The sequence below is a fragment of the Paenibacillus sp. P4_E11 genome (assembly GCF_056401635.1).
The window spans coordinates 52,220-66,101 of sequence record NZ_JBFUIX010000019.1; the positions used below are offsets into that span (position 1 = coordinate 52,220).

Annotated in this window: 13 protein-coding genes and 1 riboswitch; of the genes, 10 read left to right on the forward strand and 3 right to left on the reverse strand. The window is 50.6% G+C overall.

What is annotated here, in order from left to right:
* Positions 1-229: 229 nt before the first annotated feature.
* Both trhA and AC1DWB_RS10190 read right to left on the reverse strand, forming a co-directional pair.
* Complete coding sequence (trhA, locus tag AC1DWB_RS10185; protein WP_477540943.1) at positions 230-877, reverse strand: PAQR family membrane homeostasis protein TrhA; 648 nt, start codon at positions 875-877, stop codon at positions 230-232.
* 44 nt (positions 878-921) lie between these two features.
* Entirely contained in the window at positions 922-3,096 is a 2,175-nt protein-coding gene (locus tag AC1DWB_RS10190; protein ID WP_477540944.1) for a HelD family protein, read from the reverse strand.
* Positions 3,097-3,289: 193 nt separating this feature from the next.
* Between AC1DWB_RS10190 and AC1DWB_RS10195 the strand changes: the two genes are divergently transcribed.
* The 10 genes from AC1DWB_RS10195 (at position 3,290) to AC1DWB_RS10240 (ending at position 12,318) form a co-directional block, all read left to right on the forward strand.
* Positions 3,290-3,769: a glutathione peroxidase gene (locus AC1DWB_RS10195; RefSeq protein WP_477540945.1), complete on the forward strand. Its 480-nt coding sequence runs from the start codon at positions 3,290-3,292 to the stop codon at positions 3,767-3,769.
* A gap of 51 nt (positions 3,770-3,820) precedes the next feature.
* The gene (locus tag AC1DWB_RS10200; RefSeq protein ID WP_477540946.1) at positions 3,821-4,684 is read left to right on the forward strand and encodes a sugar phosphate isomerase/epimerase family protein; all 864 of its coding nucleotides are present in this window, start codon (positions 3,821-3,823) and stop codon (positions 4,682-4,684) included.
* On the forward strand, positions 4,681-5,550 hold the full coding sequence (locus AC1DWB_RS10205; RefSeq protein WP_477540947.1) for a MurR/RpiR family transcriptional regulator: 870 nt from the start codon (positions 4,681-4,683) through the stop codon (positions 5,548-5,550). Before AC1DWB_RS10200 ends, AC1DWB_RS10205 begins: the two co-directional genes overlap by 4 nt.
* 96 nt (positions 5,551-5,646) lie before the next feature.
* Positions 5,647-5,778 (forward strand): DUF4023 family protein, encoded by a 132-nt coding sequence (locus AC1DWB_RS10210; protein ID WP_477540948.1) that lies wholly within the window; start codon positions 5,647-5,649, stop codon positions 5,776-5,778.
* Between the two features lie 136 nt (positions 5,779-5,914).
* Positions 5,915-6,646 carry a phosphonate ABC transporter ATP-binding protein gene (locus tag AC1DWB_RS10215; protein WP_477540949.1) on the forward strand — a complete coding sequence of 244 codons (732 nt, stop codon included), beginning with the start codon at positions 5,915-5,917 and terminating at the stop codon, positions 6,644-6,646.
* Between the two features lie 44 nt (positions 6,647-6,690).
* A complete protein-coding gene (locus AC1DWB_RS10220; RefSeq protein WP_477540950.1) occupies positions 6,691-7,488 on the forward strand; it encodes an SDR family oxidoreductase in 798 nt (265 codons plus the stop codon).
* A gap of 162 nt (positions 7,489-7,650) precedes the next feature.
* Positions 7,651-8,226, forward strand: a complete 576-nt coding sequence (locus tag AC1DWB_RS10225) for a TetR/AcrR family transcriptional regulator (RefSeq protein ID WP_477540951.1) — start codon at positions 7,651-7,653, stop codon at positions 8,224-8,226.
* A gap of 72 nt (positions 8,227-8,298) precedes the next feature.
* Positions 8,299-10,329, forward strand: coding sequence for a YhgE/Pip family protein (locus AC1DWB_RS10230; RefSeq protein ID WP_477540952.1), 2,031 nt, complete (start codon positions 8,299-8,301; stop codon positions 10,327-10,329).
* Between the two features lie 126 nt (positions 10,330-10,455).
* A complete protein-coding gene (locus tag AC1DWB_RS10235; protein ID WP_477540953.1) occupies positions 10,456-11,331 on the forward strand; it encodes a sugar phosphate isomerase/epimerase family protein in 876 nt (291 codons plus the stop codon).
* An 86-nt stretch (positions 11,332-11,417) separates the two neighbouring features.
* Positions 11,418-11,546: riboswitch (cyclic di-AMP (ydaO/yuaA leader) on the forward strand.
* On the forward strand, positions 11,542-12,318 hold the full coding sequence (locus AC1DWB_RS10240; protein WP_477540954.1) for a CAP domain-containing protein: 777 nt from the start codon (positions 11,542-11,544) through the stop codon (positions 12,316-12,318). Its footprint overlaps the riboswitch before it by 5 nt.
* Before the next feature lie 202 nt (positions 12,319-12,520).
* On the opposite strand, the gene AC1DWB_RS10245 is transcribed toward AC1DWB_RS10240, so the two are convergent.
* Positions 12,521-13,750: an ROK family transcriptional regulator gene (locus tag AC1DWB_RS10245; protein ID WP_477540955.1), complete on the reverse strand. Its 1,230-nt coding sequence runs from the start codon at positions 13,748-13,750 to the stop codon at positions 12,521-12,523.
* Positions 13,751-13,882: the final 132 nt, after the last annotated feature.

Consider the following 13,882-nt stretch of genomic DNA (forward strand, 5'->3'; position numbering starts at 1 on the left):
TTCTTGCACAAATTAGCTAATATAGCGGACTCTCGTTCCCTAAGTAAAGTTAAACCGTCCGGTCCCAGAGGATCGTCTGTCCGACGCAAGTGTTTCATTAGGCGCGTTCAAAAAAAGGAGAGCATCCTATATTCATAAGAGTTCATTAAGAAAAACCTAACCGATCGTATATCGGCTAGGTTTCTGGTCGTTGTATTCAACTCAAGCTCATGAGAAGGCAATCCGAGCACTAAACCGTATGGCTAATCGGGAGCAAGTAGAACAGAACAGCAACAAAGTGAGAGGCAGTTCCGCCAATGACGAAAGTGTGCCAGATCGCATGGTGATAAGGAACGCGACGCCACACATAGAACACCGTCCCTAATGAGTACAGCACGCCACCGAACACTAGCCAGAACATGCCGCCTGATGGCAGGCTGGCAGTTAAGGGTTTGATCGCTATCACGATCAGCCACCCCATTGCGAGATAGAACAAGGTGGACAAAAGGATGAAGCGATCCACGAAGAACGCTTTGAAGGCAATCCCGAATAGGGCCAATCCCCATACGATGCCGAATAACGTCCATCCGAGCGTCCCACGAATGGCTACGAGTAGGAACGGGGTGTAAGTTCCGGCTATTAGCAAATATATCGCGGAGTGATCGAGAATTTCGAATACACGCTTGGCCTTCCAATGCTGTGGGAAGGCGTGCAGCAGGGTGGAGAATGTATATAACAGCACCATCGTGGTCCCGAATATCGTAAAGCTGACGATATGCCATACATCTCCGAACAAGCTGGAATAGACGACGAGCAGGACGAGCGCAGCGATACTGAGCAGTGCTCCAATGCCGTGGCTGATTGCATTGGCAATTTCTTCTCGAAGCGAATAGGTCATTGCAGTTCCAACCTCCTTGACTTCTTGACTCCTGGTTCCGCTAGTCACTCGTTCACGATCGTGACGATCTCGTCGTCACTCGTCTCGATGAGCGGGGACAAGCGCCCTGCGCTGTCGTAGTGAATCCACAGCTGATGCAGCGCGCGCGTGCAACCCACATACAGCAGCTTGCCGTCCTGCGCATTCTCGCCATAGCGGGTGTCGTCTACATCGGTGAGAATCACCGAGTCGAACTCCAACCCCTTGGCGAGATACACCGGCAGGACGGACACGCCGCCGGCATACCGGCGCTGCGCCGCGTCGATCAGCGTGGCCTCGACACCGGCGCGGCCGAGCTCGCGGTGCAGCGCCGCGCATTCGCGTTCGGTGCGGCCGATGACCGCGACCGTAGTCGCGCCGCCCTCGTGGCTGCGAGCGATCGCGGTCGCGATCATCGCGACGCGCTTCGCGGCGGGAGCCGCGAGCAGCTTGACCTTGTCGCCGCTGCGGAACACCGGGATGGCCGGCACGGCCGAAGGGACGCTGCGCGCCAGCACGACGTTCGCGAAGTGGATGATCTCCATCGTCGAGCGGTAGCTCCGCTCCAGCTGATGGAAGGCCGTTGTGCCTTCCGGGAACAGCCCGAGCATCTCGTTCCAGTCGAGTATGCCTTGATAGGCATGTATTCCTTGGGACAAGTCACCCAGGATGGTGAAGGAGCCGCCCTTCACATGGCGGTTCAGCAAGGCTACCTGGAATGGCGAGAAGTCCTGCGCTTCATCGATCACGATATGATCGAATACCCGGTCACTGTCGATGCCGAAGAAGCGATCATGGATGTGCAGGATTGGGGCCAAATCCTCCGGTTGTACTTCGCGCTTCGCCAGTCCACGTTGGGAGGCGGCAGCAAGAGCAGGAGGGAGCGGCGAAGGCATCGCACCCTCCGAAGTGCCGTGTATGCCAAGCTTGCCGGTAAGCCATTCGGAGTAGAAGCCGAATGGGGAATGGTCAGGCCATAACTTCATATAGGAGCGAAGCTTCTGTGTCGCCTTGCTCTTGAAGTCTTTGCGACGCCCCGGGTCGCGTACGAGATCAAGCTGCATCTCAATCCAGCGTTTGATCCGAGCGTTCACGCGCTCTTTGCGCTTATATACAGGATAATGTTGATATTCGACATTAAACCAATTATGAATCGTCTTGGCATCCAACTTGGCGATATCCCAAGGTTCAAAGTCTTGTTCCGGCAAGAAATTCGCTTCATATCGGTTCAGTGCTTCGTCCAGTATGCTCATAAATCCGATCCAGCCTTTCCAGCGACCGGGTGCATACTCATCGATCTCCGGACGGTCAGGTCCAGGTGCGAACCAATGAGCAAGTCGCTCAGTGGGATTCGCTAGTTTCAGCTTATCGTCCAATATGTCGAACGCCCAGTCGGTGAACGTCGTTTGCTGAATGCTCCCGACACCGAGCTCAGGCAGTACGGATGAGATGTAGTCGAGGAACATTTGGTTTGGCGCAAAAATGATCATTCGCTCGGCCTTCACTTGATCGCGGTACTGATATAGCAGGAAGGCCAATCGATGTAGAGCTACAGTAGTTTTACCGCTTCCGGCAACACCTTGAATGACCATCGCCGTATGGCGTGCCGACCGGATGATGCGGTCCTGTTCCGCCTGAATTGTCGAGACGATATCCCGCAGCTTGTTATCCTTGTTCTCGCCCAATCGGTAGAGCAGAAACTCATCGTTGACCGATAACTGATCGCCGCCTCGAGTATATGTATCTACGACTCGCTGCAACATTTGCTTCCGCACGACCAAGTTCCGCTTCAAATAGACGAGACCGTCGATGACACCGTCCGGAGAGTCGTAGGCGGCCAGCTCATTTCCACCTGTGAAGGAGTAGAACAGACTGGCAATCGGAGCCCGCCAATCGATGACCAGAGGTTCATTCGTTTCGTCATTCTCGACACCGAACTTACCGATATACAGCGGTTGAATCCGTGTCATCCCGCTTTCCTCGAAGTCCAGGCGTCCGAAATAAGGCTCCTCGGTTGCCTTATTCAGCTGGTGCTGGGCCTGCTCGCGTATCGCGTCAAGCGCCTGTTCGGTGTAATCGTGCCCATAATAACGCGGGATGACGCTCAATTGTTTGAGTTTCGTATCGATCCAGTTCGAAGTTCGTTCCAGCTTCTCCAGCTCTTCCTGAAAAGCGTCCTGCAGCTCGGTTTCCGCGTTCATTCGTCACCATCCATTCGAAGGTACTTTCCGCTTGAAAAGATTATAATTATACCATTAATGTGACTGCTCAGCAACCTGTATGTTATCTGTATGCTATTGAGCAAAGTGTGTCTCATATCCACGAGAGCTCTGCCTTTTCCTGCGAACCGACGGGTGCTATACTTAGGCTAAACCGATTGGAGGGATACAGGCTATGAGTTCTTTATATGAAGTCAACGTAGCAACCGCAAGTGGACAATCCCGCAATATGTCCGACTACAAAGGGGACGTGCTCTTGATTGTGAATGTCGCGTCCCAGTGCGGACTGACCCCGCAGTATGCCGGCCTGGAGGAGCTCCATCAGAAGTACAAGGATCAAGGATTGCGTATCTTAGGCTTTCCTTMGAACGATTTTGCCGGGCAGGAGCCAGGTACGATGGAAGAAATTCAACAGTTCTGCTCGCTGAACTATGGGGTTACCTTCGAATTGTTTCAGAAAGTACATGCCATTGGAGCTGAGCGTCATCCGCTCTACACTTGGTTGACTACGAACTCCGACCGTCCTGATGAAGAAGTGCAGTGGAATTTCGAGAAATTCCTGATTGATCGCGAAGGCCGAATTGTAGAACGATTCAGTCCTAAGGTTGTCCCGGAGGATGAATCCCTCATCTCGGCGATCGAGCGTTCGTTGTAATTCATACACAACTTGTGCGACAAACTTTACTTAGAAGGGGAAACGAATGCGATGAAATTGGGAGTTAGCTCATACAGCTTATTGAATGCAATGAGAAATAAGGAAATGGATATCCTCGGAGCTATCGAGTGGGTGGCGAGTAATGGCGGGGAGCATATTGAGATCGTTCCGATCGAGTTCTCATTAATCGATAACCCGGAGTTGATTCAGGCGATTCGCGAGAAGGCGGCTTCCGTCGGAATTGAAGTATCGAACTACGCCATTGGAGCGAATTTCATCACCGACAGTCGGGACAAATTCGATGCTGAGATCGCTCGCGTCAAGCAACATGTCGATGTTGCAAACGGTCTTGGTGTCAAGCGCATGCGTCATGACATCGCATTCCGGCCGATTCCAGAGACGACAACAGCCAACTTCGAGCAGGACTTCCCACTCATGGTGGAAGCATGCAGTGTGATCGCCGACTACGCCGCTCAGTACGGAATTGTTACTAGTATCGAGAATCATGGCTTCTATGTGCAAGCCAGCGAACGCGTGCTTCGTCTCGTGCATGCTGTGGATCGGCCGAATTTCCGAACAACGATGGATATCGGCAATTTCTTATGCGTGGATGAGAATTCCGTAACTGCCGTGAAGAAGAGCATTTCCCAAGCTTCGATGGTTCATTTCAAAGATTTCTACGTTCGCCCTTCGTATCGCAATCCAGGTGATGGATGGTTCCAATCGTCGAGCGGCAATTACTTGCGAGGAGCCATTGTCGGTCAAGGGGACATTGATATGGTCGAAGTGATCCGCGTTGTGAAGGCTTCCGGTTACGATGGATACTTGTCTCTGGAGTTCGAAGGGAAAGAGGAGTGCAAGTGGGGGATCGCTACCGGTCTGAACAACATTCGACGGTTGTGGGATGAAGCGTGACGGTCAATCCGAGAAATCATGAACTGAATCACACCTTATTGTCTATTACCAGCTTACTTCCATCGTTAACGAAGTCCGAGAAGCGAGTAGCAGAGACCGTGCTTCAAGATCCCGAAGCTGCCGTCTACTCCTCGATCACGGATTTGGCGGAGAAGGCTGGCGTGGGAGAGACGTCTGTAATCCGATTTTGCCGTAAGCTCGGCTTCCAAGGCTATCAGGAGTTCAAGCTGTCGGTTGCCCAACACTTGACCACTCCGGAAGAGCAGATGGTAGGCGACATCGAAGAAACGGACAGCATGGCGACTTTAATCCATAAGCTGACGGCTCTTAACGCACAGAACATTCACAACAGCTCCGCGCTGCTCAGTGAACGTGCGCTCCAGGATACGATCAATCTGTTCCGTCAAGCTAGCAAAATCACGTTCATGGGGGTAGGCTCATCCGGGATTACGGCATTGGATGCGAAGTACAGGTTCTTCCGACTTGGCTTTCATGTTAGTGCGGAAACCGACACCCATACGATGCGCATGGTTGCGTCATTGGTTGGTAAGGGTGATGTCGTAATGGGCATATCCACAACCGGGAGTACGAGAGATTTGGTCGATGCATTCCGACTGGCTAAGAGCAATGGAGCTGGAACGGTGTGTCTGACCAGTCATGCTCGTTCCCCCATTACGCAATATGCGGATATCGTGCTGTTGACGGCTTCGAAGGAAACTCCGCTGCAGGGTGGATCGTTTGCAGCGAAGCTGGCACAGATTCATGCCTTGGACATCCTGTCTACGATATTGGCATTGCAGGTCAAGGATTCCGCCTACGACTCGCTTGAGAAGACAGCAAAGTCTGTGCTGGACAAGCTTTATTAATGAAATCCCGGTAATGGGGCACTCTAAAGATTGAGCACGACGACATCATCTGAATCGTGATTCCATTACGACGTGTGTGATCGGGAGGGGATAAGTTTGGAAAGCCTCGAGCAATTTCTAACCAAGCTGCATCGCAAGCAAGCAAATGATGAACGGAACCGCAGACGGTTCGGGAACAACAAACCAGACAAGCAATTGCCAACCAAAGCTCATAGTAAAGACAACTAAGCAACACGGATTCGTCTAGCCGGAATAAGGGTCATGCAGTTGCTGCAGTCCTTATGTTCCGGCTTTCTTTGCTTGGGTGAAATGTTGTCGGATTATGGTATAATGGCAACAGGACAGGCAAAGGGGAAATGGATGGATGATCATTGTAAGAAATTTGACAAAGCAGCTAACCGATGGCACAGAGGTATTGTCCCGAATCAGCTTTCAAGCGGATAAAGGCGAATTGATCGCCGTTGTAGGCGGCAGTGGCAGCGGGAAGACGACGCTGTTGAAATGTGTGGCGTTGCGGGATAGTTGGACCGAAGGGCAGCTTATTTATGATGGCAAAGATCTTACAACCCCGAAGTGGACGGACCGGATCAAGCTGCGCAAGGAATGGGCGTTTCTTGATGAGAAGCCTTCGATGAACCCGAATTTGAGTGCGCTAAAAACGGTGTTAGGCGGCAGGTTTTTTCATACGTCTTTAATGCGCAAGCTTACATTCACTGTATCGACCGATGAGCATATTCTCGGTATGGATTTTCTGGAGAAAGTCGGGCTGTTGGATAAGGCGCATGAGAAGGTCAGTAAGTTAAGCGGCGGCGAACAGCAGCGTGTAGCGATTGCGAGAGCGCTTGCACAGGGGGCCAAAGTTATTGTCGCTGACGAGCCGATCAAAGGTCTGGACCCTGCTTCTGCAGATCGGGTGATGGCAGACTTCAAGTCGCTGTGTGTAAAGCAGAGCCTGCTTGCGGTATGCAGTATGCAGAATCTGGAGCTGGCCGAACGTTTCTCAACCCGAATCTGGGGACTTTCCCGAGGTAAAATCGTGCTCGATATTCCGGCAAGACGACTTACCCAATATGAGAAAAACTTGATCTTCTCCTAACTGGCTCACACTCATGATTCACTTTGTTGAAAGGAGACATACGAATGGATTTGCAATTAACACATAAATCAGTGCTCGTCACCGCATCCAGTAAAGGGTTAGGACGGGCCACAGCACTTGAATACGCACGCGAGGGAGCTCTCGTCACAATAGCAAGCCGAAGCATGGAGCATCTGGAGGAAGCGGCTGAACAGATCAAGCTCCAGACTGGACAGACGGTACATAAGGTTCAACTGGATGTTGCGGATCCGACCAGTATTGCAGGTGCTGTCAGATCGGCGGCAGAAGTTCACGGTGGTCTCGATGTACTCGTGACGAACGCAGGTGGACCTCCAGGCGGTTCTTTCGGCGATTTCATTGAATCTGGCGATGCTGCATGGGAAGCTGCTTTCCAGAGCAGCCTAATGAGTGTAATCCGCCTGACTCGAGAGGCTCTTCCCTACATGAAGGCGAGACAAGGCGGGAGAATTGTTAACATTAGTTCGGTGTCAATCAAGCAGCCGATTCAAGATTTGATCCTGTCCAATGTGTTCAGAGCGGGTGTCTATGCATTAACGAAGAGTTTGGCATCCGAGTATGGCCATGCCAATATATTGGTGAACACCGTCGCTCCAGGCAGAATTGCTACAGATCGGATTCGTCAATTGGATGAACGGATTGCCACGGTCAAGCAAATGAGCCAGGATCAGATAGAAGCTCAATTTCTAACCCAAATCCCAGTCGGTCGCTACGGCACGCCCGAAGAATTCGCGCGATCGGTCGTATTCCTCGGTTCATTCGCCAACACGTATGTGACTGGCCAAGCGCTTCTCGTTGATGGCGGTATGGTGAAGTCGTTATAGGTTTCACCAAGTGTCGGACAATACGGAATATTATCGGAACATTTCGCAGTTGCCAAACGGAATGTTCCGGTGTATAATACATTTCAGAAGTGACTGATATTCGGATTTGGTCATTTGGTCAACGAGTCAGCCAATCAATCAGATAGATGGGAGGTTGCAAGCATGGATCGAAGAGCCAGCATAGTGGAAGCCGCGGAGAAATCGTTCACCTTGTTCGGTTACAAGGCAACGACGATGGATCAGGTTGCGAAGATCGCCAATGTGGGGAAGGGTACGATCTATACTTTCTTCACGAACAAGGAAGAGCTATTCGACGAGATTATGCGCAAGCTGATCATCGAGATGAGATCGATCGCCGAGCGGGTACTTCAGCCCGACAAGCCTTTATTGGACAATTTGCAATCCGCTCTATACGCGCTTCTGGATTTTCGCAGGACTCATGAGCTTACGATCAAGCTGACACACGAAGTCCGGGATATGGGAACACCGCAAGCTCAGGAAGGCATTCAGCAGATTGAAACGGCTATTCTCTCCTTCATCAAGCGTAAGGTTCAGGAAGCACTAGATCGAGGAGAAATTCGGGATTGCGATCCGGAGATTACGGCATTCGTGATGCTGAAATTGTATATAGCCTTCATCTATGAGTGGGAACGAAGCCATAAACCGCTTAGTAAGGAAGAGATCTCCCAGTTGTTCCGCTTGTATTTGTTTGACGGGCTGGCTATTCAGGGTATATGAAGTCAGCTTTTTTTTAATCCTGAAATGACTATATGAGAATATCGGTCAATAAGTATTGGAGGCGTAATAGTAATGAGGCAAAGTAGAAAAAATAGTTACATGGCTGAATGGAGAACGCTGTTCAGCAACCGCAAGCTATTGATATCCGTTACCGCCGTAGCGTTAGTTCCGTTGCTCTACAGCTCACTGTTCTTATGGGCGTTCTGGGATCCTTACGCCAAGCTGGACAGCTTGCCTGTAGCCGTAGTTAATAGGGATCAAGGTGCGGTTGTGGATGGGGAGCCGATTAATGTCGGCGAGCAATTCGTTGAGAAGATCAAGGAAACGGACGGGTTCTACTGGAAGTTCGTTGATCAGCAGGAAGCGATGGACGGGTTGAAGAACAACCGCTATTATATCGGGTTGGAAATTCCAGAAGATTTCTCGGCCAAAGCGTCGGAGGTGCTGACTGAACAGCCTGCCTCAGCGTTATTCCACTTCTATCCGAATGAGAGCTACAACTTCCTGTCTTCTCAGATTGGGAAATCGGCTGTAGATCGGATGAAAGGTGAAATCTCTCAGCAATTGACTAAAACGTATGCGCAAACGATCTTCACAACGTTCACGAAGATGTCTGATGGCTTGGTGCAAGCAGCAGATGGAGCACAGAAGCTAGCGGATGGAAGCAAAGCTGTCGATGATGGCATTACTCAAGTGAATGTAAATCTAGGCAAGCTGATGGATGGCACTATTCCGATCCGCAATGGAGCAATTGATCTGAATACTGGTGCGCTTCAACTGAAGACTGGGTTGACTCAGCTTCAATCGGCAACAGCGCAGCTATCGGGGGGCTTGACCCAACTCGGCGCGGCGAATGATCAGCTCGTTCAAGGCGCCGCTCAGAGTGAAGCCGGCGCCGCTCAGCTTCACACTAATCTGGCAGGCTCCGAGCAATCGGCGGCCAAGATCAAGGAAGGTGCGGGCAGCTTGTCCGCCGGCCTGACCAAATGGGCGGAAGCCCATCCCGATCTGGCCAAGGACGATGCGCTGCAGCAGCTTATTACGGCCAGCAACCAGGTCGCAGCTGGCACGGATGCTCTAGCTGCCGGCAGCAAGCAGCTGACGGACGGCTCAGCGAAGCTGGCGGATGGAAGCAAGCAGCTGTCGCAAGGCATAAGCACATTCGGTCAGAAGCTGGGTGAAGCCGAGGTCGGCAGTGGTGCTCTAGTACAAGGCGTTCAGGCAGTGGCCAAAGGCGGTTCTGATCTTCAAAGCGGTCTCGCCCAGTTGTCTGGCGGCGTGTCGCAGCTAGCAGATGGAACGAAGCAATTGAAGGATGGAACCGATCAACTATCCAGCGGTTCGACGCAAGTGGTCACTGGATCGGGTGAGCTGTCCGGCAAGCTGAAGGAAGCCTCTTCCCAGACTTCCGATATTAAGACGACGGACGCGACTTATAATAAGTTCGCTAATCCAGTTCAAGTAGAAGAAGATAAGCTTTCCCCTGTGCCGAATTATGGTACTGGCTTCGCACCTTATTTCGTATCGTTGGGATTGTTCGTCGGTTCCTTGTTATTAACGATCGTATTGCCGCTGCGGGAAACTGCTGTTCAGCCGAAATCTGGACTCAGCTGGTTCCTTGGCAAGTGGGGCATGATGTTGTCCGTTGGTGTAATCCAGGCCGTTATTGTGGATCTGGTACTCTTGTTCGGACTGGGCATTGAGGTTCAGAGCATCCCGTACTTCATGTTGTTCAGCGTACTTGTAAGTTGGACCTTCATGGCTATTGTACAGTTTCTCGTTACAGCATTCGGTGACCCCGGCAGATTTATTGCGATTGTCATCTTGATTCTGCAGCTTACTACATCGGCTGGGACATTCCCACTGGAGCTTATCCCGGCACCGTTGCAAGCGTTAAGTAGCTGGCTGCCTATGACTTATACTGTATCAGGGTATAAAGCGGTCATATCCAGTGGTGATTATGGTTATCTGGGACACAATGTACTTGTTCTTGGAGCATTCGCAGTAGGAGCGAGCTTATTAACGCTCATGTACTTTATCATCCAATTCCGTAAGAAACATGCATCCCAGTCTGACAACCAGCCTATTGCATCATCTGTGTAAACTTAGAAACAGCCTTTTCCTTTACCGGAAGAGGCTGATCTTCGTTCAAGTTGACATGTTATTGGAACGAAAGTACAATCACTACGTATATTACTATTCCGAATACGAGAGAAGAGGATGAGAAGCATGAAATTGACTAACAAAATTGGAGTCATCGTCGACAGCTTTGGCATCGGAGTCAGAGAAGGGTTGAAGAAGGCCAAGGATGTTGGCGCAGAAGGTGTTCAAATCTATGCCGTCAGCGGAGAGATGGATCCCGCCAATCTGTCGCCTGCTCAACGAAAAGAACTGAAAGCTTACATAGATTCGCTCGGTTTGGAAATATCTGCACTATGCGGTGATCTTGGTGGACACGGTTTCCAGGATATCGCCGCTAATCCAGCCAAAGTCGAGAAGTCCAAACGCATTCTCGATCTCGCGCAAGATCTGGGTACGAACATTGTGACGACACACATTGGGATTGTGCCTTCGGATAAGAATGGGGCTGTCTTCGCTGCCATGCAGCAATCATGTGAAGAATTGAGCCAATATGCGAGCAGCATGGGCGGTTTTTTCGCGATTGAGACCGGACCTGAGACAGCTGAGCATCTGAAAGGTTTCCTCGACACGTTGAGCAGCAGAGGCGTATCGGTCAACTTCGACCCAGCCAATATGGTCATGGTGACAGGGGACGATCCGGTACAAGGTGTATACACATTGAAGGATTATATCGTGCACACGCACGTGAAGGATGGCGTTCGCTACAAGGAAGTCGATCCACGCGAAATCTATGGCGCATTAGGCTATGAGCCGATGGATCACGGCAAAATTGCTGAGATGGTGCGTTCCGGCGAAATCTTCCGCGAAGTGCCGTTGGGTGAAGGGAAAGTGGACTTCAAAGCTTATTTCCAAGCGTTGACGGACATCGGATATAAAGGATATTTGACGATCGAACGTGAAGTTGGCGACCAACCGGAGATCGATATTAGGAAAGCTGTTGACTTCATTAAGACGTATCGGTAGCATTCAAATGTTCCACAATCCGGTTTTGTTGCCAGACTTTGCGGCATGAATTCGTGTATATAACCATGCTACAATGAACGGGCACCAAACAACAAAGGCCGAAGCTAGTAGAAGCACGGGGGAACCAACTTTGGGGTGAAGCCACTATGTGGCCGGGTGATTACTCTTTGACCCGAATCCGTCAGCTAACCTCGCAGGCCGAAAAGGAGAGTGGAGTTTTTGAAGAAGTTGAACAAGCAGCTATTGGCAGGGGTATTGGCATTGGGTGTTATCGGCGGCACAGCAGGAGCTGGAGCAGCATCCGCAGCAACCTTGACTAATGGGACGACACCTACAGGGAATCAAGTTCAATGTTATTATAGCTTACAGAAAGTAGATCTTAACGATTTCCTGAATGGTAAATTCGACTTGTCGAAGCAATTGGAGCAGCTGTTTCCAGGGATGAACATCAAGTTCCCGGAATTACCAACAACTGTAACACCTGCACCAACGCCGACTCCGGTGACACCAACACCGACGCCAGCACCAGTTAAACCTACACCAACACCAGTAAAACCAACGCCTACACCAACACCAGTAAAGCCAACACCGACGCCAAGCACACCGTCGACAGGAACGGAAAGTTCTTTTGCGAATCAAGTCGTGTCGCTTGTTAATCAGGAGCGTGCCAAAGCTGGGCTTAAACCTCTTACAAGTGATGCCGCTTTGACGAATATGGCTATGGATAAAGCGAAGGATATGTATAACAAGAACTATTTCGATCACACTTCGCCTACATTCGGATCTCCATTCGACATGATGAAAACTTATAACATTTCATTCCGTTATGCGGGTGAGAACATTGCCAAGGGCCAACGTACGCCTCAGGAAGTTATGACTGCCTGGATGAACAGTGCGGGACACCGTCAGAACATCCTTAACGGGAACTTCACTAAGATTGGCGTTGCCTTCTACAACGGCGAATGGGTTCAAGAATTCACAGGTTAATAAGAAGTAATGTAAACTGAACCGTTGACGATTTCTAGTCAACGGTTTTTTTTACAGAATCAGAAAGTATAAACATCGAGAGGTTGCATCCTGATTCGGCATAAAAAGTTACCGCTAAAGACGAACCCGCTTCACCGAATTGCTCCGATAGGAGCTTTTTTTATTGTGCATCAGCATCTTCTGTTTTATCCCGAACACATGCTTAGCGGCTGGCGCTGTTGCTCTGCATATAGGAGAAGTAGGAAAACGTCATATGCCGATCCAGCGCAAAGTTGGCCGCTCCCAGTGCACCACCGACTTCTTTGAACTGCCCGGTATGGACGACAGTCGAAGCCGATAATTGACCAATTGCACGCTGCCTGATTACCCTAACGGCCGTTTGTACAAAGGTCGGGCTGTCCTTGGGTATCGGTCCGCCTAGAATAATCGCTTCCGGGTTCAACAGGTTGACCAGATTGGCCATCGTTATGCCCAAATAGGTTGCAGCACTATTAACTACTTGGATGGATAACTCATCTCCCTGCTCGGCAGCAAGACAAATCTCTTCGGCCTTCAGCATCTGTAGATCGAAGTCCGGCTTCAGATGGAGTGAGGAGCTGGCACCCATACGGAGCAGCTTCCGTGCCTCCAGTTCCATAGCGGTTGATGAGGAGAGCATTTGCAGACAGCCGGTGTTACCGCAAGGGCATAAAGGTCCGTCTACCAAAGCGGTGGTATGGCCGATTTCGCCTGCGCCGCCGATCGCACCATGTATCAGCTCACGGTTTACATAAATTCCGGCTCCGATGCCTGAATCTACACCGATGTAAATCATGTGACGATAGTTTTTGCCCGCCCCATAACGGCATTCCGAAAGTCCGCGAGCCCGGCTTCGGTTGAGTACAACGGTGGGCCAGCCGATAGCCTGTTCCAACATGGCCCCCAATTCGACCTGCTGCCAGCCTAGCACGGCTGAGCTTCGAAGCAGGCCATTGTAGGTATCGACAAGCCCAGGTATACCGATGCCCAACACCGGTATTGGACTTTTGCCTAAAGTTTTAATAAAGTTAGGGATTTCATTGGCGAGAGTCTGTACAGCAGCCTCCGGTGTAAGGGGACTGAAAGGCAGTCGCTTACTAGCCACCGTATTGCCGAGCAGATCGAAAGCGCCTAATATCCATGTCTGATGGCTAAGATCGGCACCTAATATGATATGGGAATGAGGGACGAGCTCCAGATTAGTAGCCGGACGGCCCCCTGTGGATTCACGGAGTACAGTTTCATGAACAACGCCTAGTTCAATCAGCTCGTTAATAGCGGCGGATATCGTGGCTCTGCTTAAGTCGGTCGATTGTGTCAGCTCGATGCGGGACATCGGGCCGTGAACCCTTAACATTTGAAGAATAGCGGTTTTACTGCTCTTTTGATCCAAGACCTTGCGGATGGTTTCCATAGTTATACCTCGCACATTCATTAGTCGAATCCATACATTTACAATAACAAAATCAGGTAAATATAGCAATGGGGGGTGGGATGTAATGTAGAAAATTATACATTATAAATGAATTATTTGCGCATTTTATTC